The sequence below is a fragment of the Streptomyces sp. NPDC002619 genome (genome assembly GCF_042889305.1).
Taxonomy (GTDB): domain Bacteria; phylum Actinomycetota; class Actinomycetes; order Streptomycetales; family Streptomycetaceae; genus Streptomyces.
In genome coordinates this window covers 60,337-77,300 of sequence record NZ_JBIAQV010000027.1, presented here as the reverse complement: position 1 = coordinate 77,300, position 16,964 = coordinate 60,337, and the positions used below count along the sequence as shown (strand labels likewise).

15 protein-coding genes are annotated in these 16,964 nt (G+C 70.3%); 1 reads left to right on the top strand and 14 read right to left on the bottom strand.

Annotated elements, in window-relative coordinates:
* Positions 1-172: 172 nt before the first annotated feature.
* On the bottom strand, positions 173-2,245 hold the full coding sequence (locus ACFYXB_RS31685; RefSeq protein WP_389588142.1) for an alpha-galactosidase: 2,073 nt from the start codon (positions 2,243-2,245) through the stop codon (positions 173-175).
* A gap of 172 nt (positions 2,246-2,417) precedes the next feature.
* On the opposite strand from ACFYXB_RS31685, the gene ACFYXB_RS31680 reads away from it, so the two are divergent.
* On the top strand, positions 2,418-3,215 hold the full coding sequence (locus ACFYXB_RS31680) for a tyrosine-protein phosphatase (protein WP_389588141.1): 798 nt from the start codon (positions 2,418-2,420) through the stop codon (positions 3,213-3,215).
* A 6-nt stretch (positions 3,216-3,221) separates the two neighbouring features.
* Here ACFYXB_RS31680 and ACFYXB_RS31675 read toward each other — a convergent pair whose 3' ends face one another.
* The 13 genes from ACFYXB_RS31675 to hpnC form a co-directional block, all read right to left on the bottom strand.
* On the bottom strand, positions 3,222-3,344 hold the full coding sequence (locus ACFYXB_RS31675; RefSeq protein ID WP_351354383.1) for a DUF6126 family protein: 123 nt from the start codon (positions 3,342-3,344) through the stop codon (positions 3,222-3,224).
* Complete coding sequence (locus ACFYXB_RS31670) at positions 3,341-3,964, bottom strand: helix-turn-helix domain-containing protein (RefSeq protein ID WP_388503473.1); 624 nt, start codon at positions 3,962-3,964, stop codon at positions 3,341-3,343. Before ACFYXB_RS31670 ends, ACFYXB_RS31675 begins: the two co-directional genes overlap by 4 nt.
* Before the next feature lie 71 nt (positions 3,965-4,035).
* A complete protein-coding gene (locus tag ACFYXB_RS31665) occupies positions 4,036-5,421 on the bottom strand; it encodes an aspartate aminotransferase family protein (RefSeq protein ID WP_389588138.1) in 1,386 nt (461 codons plus the stop codon).
* Positions 5,418-7,316, bottom strand: a complete 1,899-nt coding sequence (dxs, locus tag ACFYXB_RS31660; RefSeq protein ID WP_389588136.1) for a 1-deoxy-D-xylulose-5-phosphate synthase — start codon at positions 7,314-7,316, stop codon at positions 5,418-5,420. The genes ACFYXB_RS31665 and dxs overlap by 4 nt, the downstream gene beginning before the upstream one ends.
* Before the next feature lie 27 nt (positions 7,317-7,343).
* Complete coding sequence (ispG, locus tag ACFYXB_RS31655) at positions 7,344-8,501, bottom strand: flavodoxin-dependent (E)-4-hydroxy-3-methylbut-2-enyl-diphosphate synthase (protein ID WP_389588134.1); 1,158 nt, start codon at positions 8,499-8,501, stop codon at positions 7,344-7,346.
* Positions 8,502-8,505: 4 nt separating this feature from the next.
* Positions 8,506-9,528, bottom strand: a complete 1,023-nt coding sequence (gene hpnH, locus ACFYXB_RS31650) for an adenosyl-hopene transferase HpnH (RefSeq protein WP_351354368.1) — start codon at positions 9,526-9,528, stop codon at positions 8,506-8,508.
* A 5-nt stretch (positions 9,529-9,533) separates the two neighbouring features.
* On the bottom strand, positions 9,534-10,169 hold the full coding sequence (locus tag ACFYXB_RS31645) for a 1-hydroxy-2-methyl-2-butenyl 4-diphosphate reductase (RefSeq protein ID WP_389588133.1): 636 nt from the start codon (positions 10,167-10,169) through the stop codon (positions 9,534-9,536).
* Complete coding sequence (gene shc, locus ACFYXB_RS31640) at positions 10,169-12,178, bottom strand: squalene--hopene cyclase (protein ID WP_389588131.1); 2,010 nt, start codon at positions 12,176-12,178, stop codon at positions 10,169-10,171. Before shc ends, ACFYXB_RS31645 begins: the two co-directional genes overlap by 1 nt.
* 116 nt (positions 12,179-12,294) lie before the next feature.
* Positions 12,295-13,425, bottom strand: coding sequence for a polyprenyl synthetase family protein (locus tag ACFYXB_RS31635; RefSeq protein WP_389588129.1), 1,131 nt, complete (start codon positions 13,423-13,425; stop codon positions 12,295-12,297).
* Positions 13,422-14,849: a hydroxysqualene dehydroxylase HpnE gene (gene hpnE / locus ACFYXB_RS31630; RefSeq protein WP_389588127.1), complete on the bottom strand. Its 1,428-nt coding sequence runs from the start codon at positions 14,847-14,849 to the stop codon at positions 13,422-13,424. The genes ACFYXB_RS31635 and hpnE overlap by 4 nt, the downstream gene beginning before the upstream one ends.
* Positions 14,846-14,926, bottom strand: coding sequence for a DUF6380 family protein (locus ACFYXB_RS31625; protein ID WP_389588201.1), 81 nt, complete (start codon positions 14,924-14,926; stop codon positions 14,846-14,848). The genes hpnE and ACFYXB_RS31625 overlap by 4 nt, the downstream gene beginning before the upstream one ends.
* Before the next feature lie 59 nt (positions 14,927-14,985).
* Positions 14,986-15,936, bottom strand: coding sequence for a presqualene diphosphate synthase HpnD (gene hpnD, locus ACFYXB_RS31620; RefSeq protein WP_389588125.1), 951 nt, complete (start codon positions 15,934-15,936; stop codon positions 14,986-14,988).
* A complete protein-coding gene (gene hpnC, locus ACFYXB_RS31615) occupies positions 15,933-16,835 on the bottom strand; it encodes a squalene synthase HpnC (RefSeq protein WP_389588123.1) in 903 nt (300 codons plus the stop codon). Before hpnC ends, hpnD begins: the two co-directional genes overlap by 4 nt.
* Positions 16,836-16,964 lie beyond the last annotated feature (129 nt).

Genomic DNA, 16,964 nt, shown 5'->3' with positions numbered 1-16,964 from the left:
CTCCGTGAATTCCCCTCGCATTTCCCACGTCAATTCCCGGGAAACGCAATCCGATTACGTGAGCATGACCAGCGACGCACGGTCACTGATATGACCCTCCTCACGCGCACCTTATCCACGTCCCGACATTCCGGAGCGAGTTTGAACAAAGGCTGAAATTCGGACATATACCTCAGATGCGGCATAGGCGGATGACTGCCGCATCCAGGTCACCACGCAGTCCGACACGGAGTCCGTGATGCAGAAGTACGGCACCTCGGTGCACTTCGCCCGTTTCGCGGCATTCGTACGACGCGGTGGGATCGAGTCCGCGCAGACGCAGCACCGGGACCGGCTCGCCGTAGCGCTGGGCCTGGAGCCAGGCGAGGACGACCGTCTCGTCCCCGCGCACGTACTGCACCGCGCTCAGCCCGCCCTCCGGGGGCCGCAGCCGGTACAGCTCGCCGTGCTGGACGACCGGCCGGATCTCCTTGTAGAGCTCCACCCACTCACGGGCCTCGGCCAGCTCCTCCTCGGTCCACTCCATGAGGTCGCCGCCGACTCCGAGGACACCGGCCATGGCGCTCACGAAGCGGAAGCGCAGGGAGCTGACCCGCCCGTTGAGCTGGGTGTTCGGGCTGTCGGTGACCCAGGCGGCCATGATCCGTGCGGGATGGATCTGGCTGAAGCCGTGCTGGATGGCGAGCCGGTCAAGCGGATCGGTGTTGTCCGAGGTCCACACCTGGTCCGTACGGCTCGTCACGCCGAGGTCGATCCGGCCGCCGCCACCCGAGCAGGACTCGAACGCGACTCCGGGGTGGGCCACCCTCAACCGGTCCAACAGGGCATACAGAGCGCGGACGTGATCGACCCACAGGCGCTGCGGGTACGCCTCGCCGGGCCAGCCCGCGTCGGTGAAGCAGCGGTTGAAATCCCACTTCACATAGTCGATCGGGGCGCTGGAAAGCAGCGCGTCGAGCTGCTCCCAGAGGTACTCCTGGACGTCCTCGCGGGCGAGATTGAGGACGAGCTGATTGCGCATTTCCGTCCGCTTTCGCCCGACTTGGTACTGCACCCAGTCGGGGTGCGCCCGGTACAGCTCGCTGTCCGGGTTGACCATCTCGGGCTCTACCCAGATGCCGAACTGCATCCCGAGGCCGTGCACCTGGTCGGCGAGCGGCTTGAGGCCCTGCGGGAAGCGGTCGGGGTTGGGCGTCCAGTCGCCGAGTCCGGCCCGGTCGCTGGTGCGGGCGCCGAACCAGCCGTCGTCCACGACGAACAGCTCGATGCCGATCGCCGCCGCGCGCCGGGCGAGCGCGGTCTGCTGCTCCTCGGAGATGTCGAAGTTCGTGGCCTCCCAGGAGTTGAACAGCACGGGCCGGTCCCGGTCCGCGTCCGGGATGACGTACGCCATCTGGTAGGCGTGCCAGGCGCGGCTCGCGCCGCCGAAGCCACCGTCGCTCCACAGGCCGGCGAAGACGGGGGTGGTGTACGACTCCCCCGCCGCCAGCATCAGCAGGCCCGAGTCGTCGTAGCCGGCGCCGCCGGTGATCTGCACGCGCGCGTCCGGGAGTTGGGCGACCGCGATCCGCCAGGACCCCGACCAGCCCAGCGCGCAGCCGTACACCTCGCCGTGCTCCTCGGTGGCGTCCGTGTCGAGCGCGACCCAGGGTAGGTGCTGGTGTCCGGTGTGGCCGCGGCGGCTGCCGATGACCTTGTCGCCGTAGGTGAGCGGCGCGGTCACCAGCCGGGACTCGGCGGCCCAGCGGCCGTGCAGCTGGGAGAGCCGCCAGCCGTCGCGGTCGGGCAGGGTCCAGGTCGCCGCGTCGGCTCGGAGCAGCTCGACGCGCGCGGGGCCCTCGTTGTCCAGGGTGACCCAGCGCTCCACGATGTCGCCGCGCATCCGATAGTGCAGCGTGACGGCCAGCCCCGCGTCACGGAAACGCAGCCGCAGTTCGTCGCCCTCGGTGTCGTACGCCTCGAAGGTCCACTCGGTGCCGCGCCGTTCGTCGGTGCGCACGGACAGGGCGGGCCGGACGAAGCGGGGGCCGCCCTCGACGGGATACTCCTCGCGTCCGTCGAGCGGGGACTCGAAGGGCCAGTAGCCCGGCAGCGGGTCCACCGCGAGGGCCTCGGCGTCGGCGAGCGCGATGCGCGGGCCCCAGTGGAGGTGGAGCAGCTCGTCGCCGTCCGTGAGGTGCAGCGCGTAACTACTCGTGGGCCCGCTCAGGAGCCAGGTCCGGCCGTTCTCGGCGATATCCACCATCAAGCCCTCACAGGTGCCAACAGATCCGCTCAATCACCAACATCATCAAGGGCGGCGGGGCCTGGTGGCAACGCCTGTGGACAACTCATTGCCCGGGGAAACCCATGTCGTATCGTCGACAGCGTGCCCGTCGACGAGCAACGTCGGCGGGTCCCTATCGGGAGGAGCCCCCGTGACGCAGCAGGTCCCGTCGACCGAGCCCGAGCTGGCCGGTGTGCGCAACTTCCGTGACGTGGGCGGCCTGCCGACCGTGGACGGCCGGCGGGTGCGGTACGGCGTGCTGTTCCGCAGCGGCCATCTGGCACACGCGACCGATGAGGACGCCGCGTTCCTGTCGGGTCTGGGCCTGCACACGATCTTCGACTTCCGCAACGCGGCAGACCAGAAGCTGGAGGGCCCGGACGTCGAGCTGCCCGGCGTGCGGAACGTGAACCTGCCGCTGAGCGACCCGGCGGACGGCGCCGAGTTCTGGAAGATGGTCCGCGACGGCGAGATCGACCAGCTGCGCGAGATCCTCGGCGAGGGCAAGGCCGCGAGCCGGATGATCACCTCCTACCGGACGATCCTCAGTCAGCGCACCGCCGAGCACTCCCGGGTGCTGCACGCGCTCGCCGAGGACAGCGTCCCGGCGCTGATGCACTGCGCGGCGGGCAAGGACCGCGCGGGTGTGTCCATAGCCGTGACCCTCCTCGCCCTCGGCGTGGAGCGGGACGCCATCCTCGCGGACTACCTGGAGTCGAACGCCACGCACCGCCGCTACAAGGTGCACCGCAGCAGCACCTCGACCGCGGGCTACTCCCCCGAGGTCATGGAGCTGCTCAGTCCCCTCTTCGACGCCCGCGCCGAGTATCTGACGGCAGCGCTGGAGACCGTGGACGAGGCGTGGGGCGGTGTCGACGGCTATCTGGAGCGGGGCCTCGGGCTCACCCCGGGGACTCGGGAGCAGCTGCGCGCGCGTCTGCTCGACTGACCGCCCTCACCCCTTGCCGCCCAGCGCGAACAGCAGATAGAGGAAGGCCGCGAAGACGTGGCCGACGGCGATGTAGATGATCAGCCGGATCCACAGGGACCGCGGGAACTTCTCCTCCATGTCGGTCATGGCAGCTCTCCAGTGATGGGGCCCAGGCACAGCGCGGCCGTGGGACTCTGCAGCAGGGTGTGGACGAACAGGAGCTCGACCCCGTCGTGGTCCTCGGCGGCGAGGCGGTGCGGGGTCAGCGAGTCGAAGTGCGCGCTGTCGCCGGGCGCGAGCAGGTGCACCGCGTCCCCGAGGCGCAGTCGCAGCCGCCCTGTGAGGACGTACAGCCATTCCTCGCCGGGGTGTACGCGCACGATGTCGCCCTGCGAGCCGTGAGGCACGCGGACGCGCAAGGCCTGCATCCCGCGGCCGGGCGCGCCGGCCTGCCAGTACGTCCAGCCGCCCGCCCGGGTCGGCTCCATGTCGGCGGCGCGCACGATGGCGTCCCGGTCGGCGACCGTCTCGCCGAGCAGCTCCGAGACGGTCGTACCGTAGATACGGGCGAGCGCGAGCAGCATCGGCAGTGAGGGCTGGCGCTGCCCCGTCTCCAGCCGGGAGAGGTGGGCGGGCGACAGGCCGGCGGAGCGGGCCGCCGCCTCGAGGGTGAGGCCGGCGCGGCGGCGCAGCGAACGGAGCTGCGGGGCCACGGCGGGCAGGTCGTCGCCGGGGCCGGGCAGGGCCCTGGCTTCGGAGGAGCTCATGCCTCCATTCAGCCCCAGATTTGCCCCTGGGGCAATTTTCTTGCCTCAGAGGCAAAGCTCTCGGCTGCTGATCACCGGTTGGCGACCGCTTGCTTGATCAGCGTCTTGCCGAAGTCCCACATCAGCCCGCCGCCGTGGTGCGCGTCGTCCATCACATCGGTGAAGGCGTCCACGAACCGGTCCACGTCGGCCTCATCGACGACCAGCGGCGGGATCAGCTTGATCACTTCCAGATGGTCGCCGGAGACCTGGGTGAGGATCCGGTGCCGCTGCAGCAGGGGCACGACCACCATCTGCGCGAACAGTCCCTTGCGGGCCGCCTGGAGCATGGTCCAGCGGCTGCGCAGTTTCAGCGAGCTGGGCCTGCCGAACTCGATGCCGATCATCAGGCCCCGGCCACGGACGTCGGCGAGCAGCTCGTACTTGTCGATCAGTGCCGTGAGCCGGGACTTCAGCAGGTCGCCCGTGGCCCGGACATGGGCGACGGTCTGCTCGTTCTCCATGACCGACAGCACGGCGAGACCGGCGGCCATCGCCTGCGCATTGGAGCCGAAGCTCGCCGAGTGGACCAGGACCCGGTCCATGGACGAGTAGACCTTCTTGAAGATCCAGTCCTTGCCGAGGGTCGCACCGACCGGGACATAGCCGCCGGACAGGGCCTTGGCCACGCACACGAGGTCCGGTTCGACGCCGTCCTCGTGCTGGTAGGCGTAGAAGTCGCCGGTCCGGCCGAGACCCGTCTGTACCTCGTCCGCGATGAGCAGCGCCTTGTTCTGGTGCAGCAGCTCCTGGGCGGCGCGCAGATAGCCGGGCGGTGTCTCGTGCACGCCCTTGCCCTGGATCGGCTCGACGACCAGGGCGGCCACGTCGCCCTTCTTCAACTCCCGGGCCAGGGCGTCGAGATCACCGAGCGGTACGGCCGTGTCGGGCAGCAGCGGGGCGAAGCCGTCCCGGAAGCCGCTCTCGCCGTTCACCGAGAGGGAGCCGGTGGTCAGGCCGTGGAACGCGTGCTCGCAGTACAGGATCCGCGGCCGGCCGGTGGCGAACCGGGCGAACTTGAGCGCAGTCTCCACGGCCTCCGTACCACTGTTGCCGAAGAACACCCGGTCCAGGTGCGGGCTGTGCGTGAGCAGCTTCTCGGCCAGCAGCCCGGGCAGCGGCTGGCAGTCGAAGCGGGTGAGGTCGGCGAGCTGGGCGTCGAGGACGTCGTGCAGCGCTTTGCGGACGACGGGGTGGTGGCGGCCCAGGCCCATCACCCCGAACCCGGCGAGCATGTCCAGGTAGTCGTTGCCGTCCGCGTCCCAGAAGTGGGCGCCCTCGGCCCGCTCGTAGACCTTGTCGAAGCCGATGGTGTGCAGCATGCGCGGGAGCTGGTGGTTCAGGTGTTTCGCGTGCAGCTCGTAGCGCTCGGCTCCGCGCTCGGCGAGGAGGGCGCCGAGGTCGAACTCCGTGCTCATTCTTTCTCCTTGACTGTGCCGCCCGCGTCCTGGACGGCCAGGCTCGCGCCGATCCGTCCGGCGACCTCGACGGGCGTGAGGCCGATGTCGGCCAACACCTCGTCGCGCTTGGCGTGGGCGAGGAACTGCTCCGGGATGCCGAAGCGCCGTACGGGCACGTCGACGTCGGCGTCACCGAGGGCGAGGGCCACGGCGGCGCCGACCCCGGACGCGCGGCTGTTGTCCTCGACGACGGCCACCAGGCGGTGTTCGGCGGCGAGGCCGGGCAGCGCCGCATCGACGGGTTTGACCCAACGGGGGTCGACGATCGTGCAGTTGATGCCGCGGGCCTCAAGAAGGTCAGCAGCCTGGAGGCATACCGGTGCCATCACGCCGACGGCGACCAGCAGGACCTCGGGGCGCTCGGCCCGGTGCAGCACGTCCATGCCGCCGACGTGGTCGATGGCCGGGATCTCCGGGCCGACCGACTCCTTGGGGAAGCGGATCAGCGTGGGCGCGTCGTCGACGGCGACGGCCTCGCGCAGCTGGGCGCGCAGCTGGTCGGCGTCGCGCGGTGCGGCGATCCTGAGGCCGGGCACGACCTGGAGGACGGACATGTCCCACATGCCGTTGTGGGAGGCGCCGTCGACGCCGGTGACGCCCGCCCGGTCCAGGACGAAGGTGACTCCGCAGCGGTGCAGGGCCACGTCCATCAGGAGCTGGTCGAAGGCGCGGTTGAGGAAGGTGGCGTAGACGGCGACGACCGGATGGAGGCCGCCGGTGGCCAGGCCTGCCGCCGACACCGCCGCGTGCTGCTCGGCGATGCCGACGTCCCACACACGGTCGGGGAAGCGCTCGGCGAACTTGCCGAGACCCACCGGGTGCAGCATGGCCGCGGTGATCGCGACGATGTCGTCCCGCTCCTCCCCGATGCGGACGATCTCCTCGCCGAAAACCGACGTCCAGGACGGCGCCCCGGCCGGCGCGAGGGGCTCGCAGGTGAGGGGGTCCATCACGCCGACGGTGTGGAAGTGGTCCTCCTCGTGGGCGAGGGCGGGTTCGTAGCCGCGGCCCTTCTCCGTGAGGCAGTGGACGAGGACCGGCCCGTGAAAGCGTTTCGCGCGGCGCAGCGCCGACTCGACGGCCCGGATGTCGTGTCCGTCGATCGGGCCGACGTACTTCAGGCCCAGGTCCTCGAACATGCCCTGCGGGGCGAACGCGTCCTTGAAGCCCTTCTTCGCTCCGTGCAGGGACTCGTAGAGGGTGTTGCCTACGACCGGCGTGCGCTGCAGGACCTCCTTGCCCCACGCCAGGACCTTCTCGTAGCCGTCGGTCGTGCGCAGGGTGGCCAGGTGGTTGGCGAGGCCCCCTATGGTCGGCGCGTAGGAGCGCTCGTTGTCGTTGACGACGATGATCAGCGGCCGGTCCTTGGCGGCGGCGATGTTGTTCAGCGCCTCCCAGGCCATGCCGCCGGTGAGCGCGCCGTCGCCGATGACCGCGACCACATGGCCCTTCTCCCCCTGTACCTGGCGGGCCTTGGCCAGGCCGTCGGCCCAGCCGAGCGCGGTGGAGGCGTGGCTGTTCTCGATGACGTCGTGCTCGGACTCCTCGCGCGAGGGGTAGCCGGACAGGCCGCCCTTGCCGCGCAGCTTGGAGAAATCCTGACGGCCCGTCAGCAGCTTGTGCACATAGCTCTGGTGGCCGGTGTCCCACAGGATGCGGTCGACCGGTGACTCGAAGACCCGATGGAGCGCGACGGTGAGTTCCACCACGCCCAGATTGGGCCCGAGGTGACCGCCGGTCCTGGCCACCGCGTGCACCAGGAACTCGCGGATTTCTTCGGACAGTTCACCGAGTTCCGACTCGGACAGCGCCTTCAGGTCGCGTGGTCCCCGGATGTTCTCCAGAATGGTCACTTCGGGCCCCCTCTCGGTCCGTGCTGCTCAACTCACGGTGACGGCCGGCTCTCCCGACCCGACGCCGTCCTGCTCCATCTGCTCGGCGATCTTCATCGCCTCCTCGATGAGGGTCTCCACGATCTTCGACTCGGGGACGGTCTTGATGACCTCGCCCTTCACGAAGATCTGGCCCTTCCCGTTGCCGGAGGCGACCCCCAGGTCGGCCTCCCGCGCCTCACCGGGGCCGTTGACCACACACCCCATCACCGCGACGCGCAGGGGCACTTCCATGCCCTCGAGCCCGGCCGTGACCTCGTCGGCCAGCTTGTACACGTCGACCTGGGCGCGCCCGCAGGACGGGCACGACACGATCTCCAGCCGACGCTGCCTGAGGTTCAGCGACTCCAGGATCTGGATGCCGACCTTGACCTCCTCGGCGGGCGGGGCACTGAGCGAGACCCTGATCGTGTCGCCGATGCCCTGCGAGAGCAGCGCGCCGAAGGCGACGGCCGACTTGATCGTGCCCTGGAACGCCGGGCCCGCCTCCGTCACCCCCAGGTGCAGCGGGTACTCGCACTGGGCGGCCAGCTGCCGGTACGCCTCGATCATCACGACCGGGTCGTTGTGCTTGACCGAGATCTTGATGTCCCGGAAGTCGTGCTCCTCGAAGAGGGACGCCTCCCACAACGCGCTCTCCACCAGCGCTTCCGGGGTGGCCTTGCCGTACTTCTGCAGCAGACGGCGGTCCAGGGAACCGGCGTTGACCCCGATCCGGATCGGCGTGCCGTGGTCCTTGGCGGCGCGCGCGATCTCCTTCACCTGGTCGTCGAACTTCTTGATGTTGCCGGGATTCACGCGTACGGCCGCGCACCCGGCCTCGATGGCCGCGAACACGTACTTGGGCTGGAAGTGGATGTCCGCGATCACCGGGATCTGCGACTTCCTGGCGATGGTCGCAAGCGCGTCGGCGTCGTCCTGGGTGGGGCAGGCCACGCGCACGATCTGGCAGCCGGACGCGGTGAGTTCGGCGATCTGCTGGAGCGTGGCCCCGATGTCGGACGTACGCGTCGTCGTCATCGACTGCACCGACACCGGCGCCCCGCCCCCGACCGCCACCGGCCCGACGTTGATCTGCCGCGACATACGCCGCTCCGCGATCGGCCGGGCCGGTACCTCGGGGACACCCAAGGGAATGGCGGTCATGACGTCACTCCCGGTTTCCAGCGACGGTCTCGCGCATGGCGCGCAGCGACTCCTTGAGGGAACCCATGGTGGCGAGGACGGCGGTGGGCTCGTAGCCGCAGTGCGCCATGCAGTTGGCGCAGCGCGGGTCCTTGCCTCGGCCGTACTTGTCCCAGTCGGTCTCCTCGATGAGTTCGCGGTACGTCGGCACATAGCCGTCGCTCATCAGGTAGCAGGGGCGCTGCCAGCCGAAGAGCGAGTAGTTCGGGATCGCCCAGGCGGTGCACGGGAAGTCGACCTTGCCCTCGAGGAAGTCGAGGAACAGCGGGGAGTGGTTGAGCCGCCAGCGCGCCCTGTTGCCGCCGCCGAAGGCCTTCTTGAACAGCTCGCGGGTCTGCTCCACGCCCAGGAAGTGCTCCTGGTCGGGCGCCTTCTCGTAGGCGTAGGCGGGCGAGATCATCATCTCGTCGACCTGGAGGTCGTCGTTGAGGAAGTTGAGCACCTCGATGATGGTCTGCGGAGTGTCCGTGTTGAAGAAGGTCGAGTTGGTGGTCACCCGGAAGCCGCGCCGCTTGGCCTCCTTGATGGCCGCCACGGCCTCGTCGAACACACCCTCCTTCGCAACGGACTCGTCGTGCCGCTCGCGCAGCCCGTCGATGTGCACCGCGAAAGCGAAATAGGGGGAGGGCGTGAACTTGTCCATCTTCTTGCGCAGCAGCATGGCGTTGGTGCACAGGAAGACGTACTTCCGCTTCGCCACCAACTGCCGCACAATCTCGTCGATCTGAGGGTGCATCAGGGGCTCGCCGCCGGCGATGGAGACCATCGGCGCACCGGATTCGAGCACCGCCCCCACGGCCTGGGCGACCGGCATGCGCTGCTTGAGCACTCCGGCCGGGTGCTGGATCTTGCCGCAGCCCTCGCACTTGAGGTTGCAGGCGAAGAGCGGTTCCAGCTCGACGATGAGCGGGAACTTGTCACGCCTGCGGATCTTCTGTTCAGCCAGGTATGTAGCGACCTTGATGGACTGGCGCAGCGGCATGGCCATCTGGCTCACCTCCGGGGGAGCAGCAAAGAACGGTGCCATTCGAAAAAGGCGGGAAGGACGGACCGAAGGACGCGGAAGGCCGATATTCCACCGCGCACCGTGCCGATCCGGACGAGTTCATGTTCTGGAGCGTCGACGACCACCCGTACGGCCGCAACAGGGCGCTCGCCCGCCCGTACGGCGCTCAGGAGCGTGGCCGCCGACTCCATGTCGACGGCGATCGCACCGGTCGCGAACAGGTCGGACCGTTCAGGACCGCGGACGACGTGGTCGGAGCCGGTAAGGGGACCGGTGTGGACGGTGCGGCCGGGGAAGGTGCGCACGAGCTCCTTGACGAGCAGTTCGGTGCCCACGCACGGCACGGTGCCGCGCGGGTCCCGGGTCTCCTCGGCGACGACCAGGTCGCCGGGGTGCATGCCGGGGGCGAGTCCCGCGCAGAAGCCGGTGGCAAGCACGGCGGCACCGGCGAGCGCCGGGTCGGCCAGCAGCCGGGTGACGGCGCGGTCGGCCGCCTTGGGTCCCATACCGGTCCGCTGGACGGTGACCGGCGCACCGCCGCGATCGCCCGCGCGCAGGGCGAGGTGCTCGATGCCGAGCGCGCAGGCGATCAGCAGCGGGGCCGGGGTGGGCTGGGTACTCATCAGCTCCCCTCGGCCTCGGCGCGCGGCTTCTCGGTGAAGGGTTCGCCGTGCACGTACCGGCCGAGCGCGGTCAGCGGGAAGACCTGCCGGTAGAGGTGGTAGTTGATGGAGAAGTCCCAGGGGAAACCGGTGCCCGTGAAGTAGGGCTCGTCCCAGGAACCGTCCTCCCGCTGGGTGGCGGCGAGCCACTCGATGCCGCGCTCCACGGCCTTCGAGTCCTTCTCCCCCGCCGCGATCAGCGCCATCAGCGCCCACGCGGTCTGCGAGGCGGTGGAGGCGCCGCGTCCGCTCCATCCCTTGACGTCGTCGTAGGAGCGCAGATCCTCGCCCCAGCCGCCGTCGTCGTTCTGCACGGACTCCAGCCAGGTGACGGCCCGGCGGATCGCGGGGTGCGAGCCGGGCAGCCCTGCGGCGGTCAGCGCGGGGACCACGGACCCGGTGCCGTAGACGTAGTTGACGCCCCAGCGCCCGAACCACGAGCCGTCCGGCTCCTGTTCGGCCAGCAGCCAGGTGATGCCGCGCCGGGTGCGCGGGTCGCGGGAGAGTCCCTCGATCGCGAGCATCTCGACGACGTGCGCGGTGACGTCGGCGGAGGGCGGGTCGATGACCTCGCCGAAGTCGCAGAACGGCAGCCGGTTGGGGAACGAGCTGGTGTTGTCGACGTCGAAGGCGCCCCACCCCCCGTTCTTCGACTGCATCCCGAGGTTCCAGCGCACCCCGCGCCCGATCGCCCGGTCCACCCGCTCCGGGTCGTGGTGCCGGACGCGACGCAGCGCGAGGGCCACCTCGGCGGTGTCGTCGATGTCGGGGTAGTTGTCGTTGTGGAACTCGAACGCCCAGCCGCCTGGCGGGAGTTGCGGGCGTTGTACGGCCCAGTCGCCGGGCCGGACGATCTCCTCGCCCAGCATCCAGTCGGCGGCCTTGACGAGTTGCGGATGGTCGGCGGGCACACCCGCGTCGGCGAGCGCGATGGTGGCGAGGCAGGTGTCCCACACGGGCGACTGGCAGGCCTCGATCATCCGGGTCCCGTCCTCGCGCCACACGGCGAACCGGTCCAGCGACGCCATGCCTTCACGCATCACCGGGTGTTCGAGGTCGTAGCCGAGCAGGTACAGGGCGATGACCGAGTACACGGCCGGCGGCTGGATACCGCCCCAGCAGCCGTCGTTCTCCTGCCGCTCGATGATCCAGCGGGCGGCCGAGTTCATGGCGGCCCGGCGCAGCTTGCGCGGAATGACCTTGCGCGCCTGGTGCATGGCCTTGTCGAGGCGCTGGAAGACGCCGTCCCAACTGGCCGCGGGCGCAAGGGGCCTGGGCGGGTTGGGCCGGTCCGGGTCGGTGTGCAGCTCGTCGAGCGGGAAGGGCGCGGGACGCACCGGCCGCTTCGCCGAGACGATGGTCAGCGGCACGATGGTCTGCCGGGCCCAGCACCCGAAGTCGTAGATGTTGAGCGGCATCCACTTCGGGAAGTAGATGAGCTCCGGCGGGAGTTCGGGCAGGTCCTCCCACTTCCACCAGCCGAACAGCGCCAGCCAGATCCGCGTGAACACACGGGAGGCGGCGATGCCGCCGTGCTCGCGGATCCAGGCGGAGGCCTTCGCCATGTGCGGGGCGTCGGGTTCGTCGCCGGCCAGCCGGAGGGCGACGTACGCCTCGATGGTGGTGGAGAGTTCGCCGGGGCCGCCGTAGAACGTGGCCCAGGTGCCGTCCTCCCGCTGCTCGCCGCGGACGAAGAGCGCGGAGGCACGGGTCGTGGCCTCGTCCTGGATGCCCAGGAACTGACGCAGGAGCAGGTCCTCGGCGTCCATCGTGACGTTCGTCTCGAGGTCGCCCTTCCACCAGCCCTCGGCGTCCTGCTTCGAGAGCAGGAAGTCGGTGGCGCGCTGTACGGCGCGGGCGGCGGCTTCGTGCACCCCGGCCGCCGCGGGGATCGTGAGGTCGGTTCGGGTGGCCGAGGCAGCGCGGGGCGGCAGGGTGGCCCCGGTGCTTCCGTCGGTCGTCGCTGTCATGGCTTCCCCTTCGTGCAGTCGTGCGAGTCGTGCTGCTGTGGGTCCGCCGTCGGCCGGTGTCCGTCATCCCTCGACACCGACCGGCGACTACGCGAGGGCTATTCGACCGATAGTGATCATCTCTTTCTTACGACGACGAAGTCGGCGAGCGCCGTGAAGGAGGCCCGGACCTGGTCGGGCATGTCGATGGCGTCGAGGGCTCCGATGGCGAGGGTGTACTGGCGGCGCGCCTCCTCGGCGGTCCACTCACGGCCGCCGGCCTCTTCGATGAGGGCGGCGCGGGCCGCGAACTCCTCCTCGGAGAAGCTCTCGAAGTCGCTGCTCTTGGCGTCGGCGGCGAGCATCTCGCCGAGCCGCTGGGAGGCGGGGCCGCCCGCCGCGAGCGCGGCCACGACCGGCAGGGACTTCTTGCGCTGGCGCAGATCGCTCCAGGTCTGCTTGCCGGTGGCCTCCGGGTCGCCCCAGATGCCGAGGAGGTCGTCGACGGCCTGGAAGGACAGGCCGAGGTGGTAGCCGTACTTCTCCAGCGTGTCGGCGGTGCGGTCGTTCGCGCCGCCGAGCACCGCGCCGATGGAGGAGGCGCAGGCCAGCAGGGCGCCGGTCTTGTTGCCCTCCATCTCCAGGCACTCGGCGACGCTGACGCGGTCGCGGTGCTCGTAGGAGATGTCCTGCGCCTGACCGTCGATCAGGGCGCGGGTGGCGGTGGTCAGCCGACGGGTGGCCCGGCCGGCCTCGACGGTGCCGAGTTCCAGGAGGATCTCGTTGGCCAGCGCGAACAGGGCGTCGCCGACCAGGATCGCCTGGGCGGGGCCGTGCACCTTCCAGACGGTGTCGCGGTGCCGACGCTGCTCGTCGCCGTCCATCAGGTCGTCGTGCAGGAGCGAGAAGTTGTGGACCAGTTCGACGGCGACCGCGCCGGGGATGCCGGTCTCGGGGGCGCCGCCGGTGACCTCGGCGGAGAGCACGGCGAGGGCGGGGCGCACGGCCTTGCCGCCGTCGCCGTCCGCCGGGTTGCCCTGGGCGTCGATCCAGCCGAAGTGGTAGGCGGCGACGGTGTCCATGGGAGGGGCCAGGCGGTCGATCGCGGCCCGCAGTACCGGTGTGGCCAGGGTCCGGCCGCGCTCCAGGAGCGCGGTCACGTCCACCGCGTCGGAAGCCGTGGGGGCCGGGGGCACAGGGGGCACAGTCTCTCCTCTTGTTGCGGTACCGGGGGTGCGGGGGCCTGCCGCCTGCTGATCGAGCGTCACGCCGCCTCCTCGAACTCGAAGAGGTGGCGGGGGCGGGGCCGGCCCAGGGCGGCGAGCGCGGCGTCGGCCGCGCTCACTCCACTGCGGACCGCACTCTCCATGGTCGCGGGCCACCCGGTGGCGGTCCACGCTCCGGCCAGGTACAGGCCGGGTGACTTGGTGCGGGCGCCGGGCCGCAGCCGCCCGACGCCGGGGGTGGGGGCGAACGTCGCCGTGCGCTCCCGGGTCACGAAGAAGTCCCGCACCTCGGCGTCGCGCGAGGCGGGCAGCAGCCGTTCCAGCTCGGGCAGATAGCGCTCGCGCAGCTCGGCGACCGGTGCGTCGATGTCGTCCTGAGCGGCCGACTGGGACAGGGCGAGGTACTGGCCGTCCTTCAGCCCCGAGGCATCGGTGCGGTCGAAGACCCACTGCACCGGGGTTCCCAGGGCAGCGAAGAACGGTTTGGTGAGCACCTGGCGGTCGTAGACGACATGGACGTTGAGGATCGGCGCGGTGCCGATCTCCAGCAGCCGCTCGGGGGCGTCCAGGGCGCCGGCCGGCAGCAGGTCGTGCGTCTCGCGCTGGGGTACGGCGAGGACGACCGCGTCGGTTTCGAGTGTCTCTCCGGGAACCTGAACGCTCCAGCGGCCGTTCTCGTTCATAGAGACGGAGGTGGCGCGTGTACGGACCTCGGTACGGACGCCCGCGGAGTCGAGCGCCTTGCGGGCCAGCCGGTCATGCAGTTCCCCCAGCGGGACGTGCGCCCAGCCGATGTCGGCCGCGCCCGGGTCGGACAGCAGACCGGTCTTGAACACCATCGCGGCGAGCCCCAGCGAGGCGTCGCCTGCGACCGCGTTGAGGGTGGCGACCCCGACCAGGTCCCACAGGGCTTCGACGGCACGCGCCGACTGGCCGTGCATGGCCAGCCAGCTGCCGAAGTCCTGGGAGTCCAGGGTCGGATCGGCGAGGTCGAGTCCCTGGAGCGCGAGCGCGGCACGCCCGACCCTGGCCCGCTCGGCGAGCGAGAGATGCGGGTACGTGGCCAGGCTCCGGCCCAGGTGGAGGGGTACGGGCAGCGGGTCGCGCCGCAGCCTGCCGAGCCGCCGTCCTTCGGGCTTCATGGCGTCGAGGACGGGCACGTCGAGACGATCCTGCAGCGGTGCCAGTGCTGTGCCCTCGATGCGGTCGAGGAACCAGCGGTAGGCGGTGCAGCAACGCAGGTAGACGTGCTGGCCGTTGTCGACGGTCAGTTCGCCGCGCTGGAAGGAGAAGGCGAGGCCGCCCAGTCTCGGCCTGCCCTCGAGCAGGGTGACACGGACGCCCGCGTCGGCGAGCGCGAGCGCCGCCGTGATCCCGGCCAGTCCGCCGCCGACCACGACGGCACTGCGCCCGGTGTGTCCGGGAGCGTCGGGCTGCGACTGCTCGGGCCGCGTGCCGTCGGTCATCGTGCACCCTCCCCTGCGCGCCGGCCGTGCTGGTTGAACGCTGCACGGCAGGCTGTCGCAGTCAGGGACGCCCCCATGGAGCGGAGGGTTGCGTGCCGCATTTCACCGGCGGAGTCACCTTGGCCCATCTTCTCCATCAGGCGCGCCTCCTGACGGTCCGCCGGGACACATGCCGGGCGTCAAGACCGGACAGCCCGCGCACGGCAACGTACGCCTTCTCGCGTCCGGGCAGAGAGACCCGGCCGTGCAGCACCGCCTCCGGCTCGCGCTCGATGCGGTCGAGCAGCCGGCGGTAGATGCCGGCCATCGCAGCGACGCAGGCGCCGCTGCGCCGGTCGAGCATGGGAAGGAGCCGGTAGCCCTCGGCGAAAAGGGCGCGGGCCCGACGCACTTCGAAGTGCACGAGGCCCGCGAAGTCGGAGCCCTCCGGTGGAGTGGGGCCGTTGAACCCGGCCGAGCAGCCGAACTTGGCGAGATCGTCGGCGGGCAGATAGGTACGGCCGCCCTCGGCGTCCTCGCGGACGTCCCTGAGGATGTTGGTGAGCTGCAGCGCGAGGCCCAAGGTGTCGGCGTACTCGGACGCGCGCTCGGCGCCGCGAGCTCCCGCTTCCGTACCGAACACACCGAGCGAGAGGCGCCCGATGGCACCGGCCACGCACCGGCAGTAGACCTTCAGGTCGTCCCAGGTCTCGTAGGTCTCGCCCCGGACGTCCATCTGCACGCCGTCGATGAGCTCGTCCAGGCCGTCGAGCGGGATCGGGAACGCCCGGGCGGCGTGGTCGAGGGCGACGGCGACCGGGTCGGTGTCGTCCTCCTCGACCGCGCCGTCGCGGACCCGGGTGAGCAGCGCCCGGGTGTCCTCGAGCCGCGTGAGCTTGACGTCGTCGGCCAGCGTGCCGTCGCCGATGTCGTCGACGCGCCGGGAGAAGGCGTAGAGCGCCGACATGGCGCGGCGCTTGGGCGTCGGCAGCAATCTGATGCCGTACGCGAAGTTACGGGCCTGCTGCCCGGTGACGGCCTCGCAGTAGCTGTAGGCGGCGAGTACCGGTGCGGACACGTGTGGTTCCGACTCCACGGTCCGGATCACCCCTCTCCTCGCAGGGACACGCCCACCTCGCGCAGCAGCTGGACCTTGCCGGGCTTGGGCGGGCCGGGAAGTACGTCGTATTCGGCGGCGGCGATCGCGCGGATCGCCGCCCTTCCCCCTGCCACGAACCCCGCAAGCAGCAGCTTCAACCTGCCGTGGACGCTACCCACCAGGGGGGCGCCTTCATTCAGGAGATCGCGGGCGCGTTGCGCTTCGTATGCAACCAGGGCGCGCACCGATGCGCTCGCGGTTTTCGTGGCGAGATCCGTTTCCTGGACGTGAAAGCGTTTCATGTCCGCGGCGGGCAGATAGATCCGGTCGCGGCCGAGGTCCTCGGCGACGTCCTGGAGGTGTTCGACGATCTGGAGGGCTGTGCAGATCGAGTCGGAGTGGCGGATCCGCTCAGGGGTCGAGGTGCCGGTGACGGCGAGGACGAGGCGGCCGACGGGGTTCGCGGAGAGTTCGCAGTACGCGAGGAGGTCGTCGTAGGTCTCGTAGCGCTTGACGAGCTGGTCCTGGCGGTTGGCGGCGATCAGGCCGAGGAAGGGCTCGGGGGTGAGGGAGCGGCGGCGCACGACGGGCTGGAGGCGGCGCAGGATCGGGTGGTGCGGGGTGGCGTCGAAGACCCGGTTCAGGTCGGCCTCGAAGGCGTCGAGCAGGAGCAGCCGGTCCTCGGCCTCCTCGGGCGACACGCCGAGCAGACGTGCGTCGGTGCCGCCGGGGGCCAGATCGCCGTCGCCGATGTCGTCGACGAGGCGCGCGAAGCCGTACACGGCCATCAGGTCGTTGCGCCAGGCTTTGGGCAGGAAGAACGGGGCCACGGGGAAGTTCTCGTGCGCGGCCTTCTCGAGCGTGCCGCGCTCTGGGTCAGTGGTGCGCGGCGTGTCGGTTCCCGTCACCGTGCGCTGCCCGCAGCGAGGACGGCACATGCTGCGTTGAGCTGGGGAGTTTCCGTAGCCATTGCCGTCACATCTCCCGTTCTACACTGCCGATCCAAGACACAGTATTTCGGACACGCCGCCCGGCCG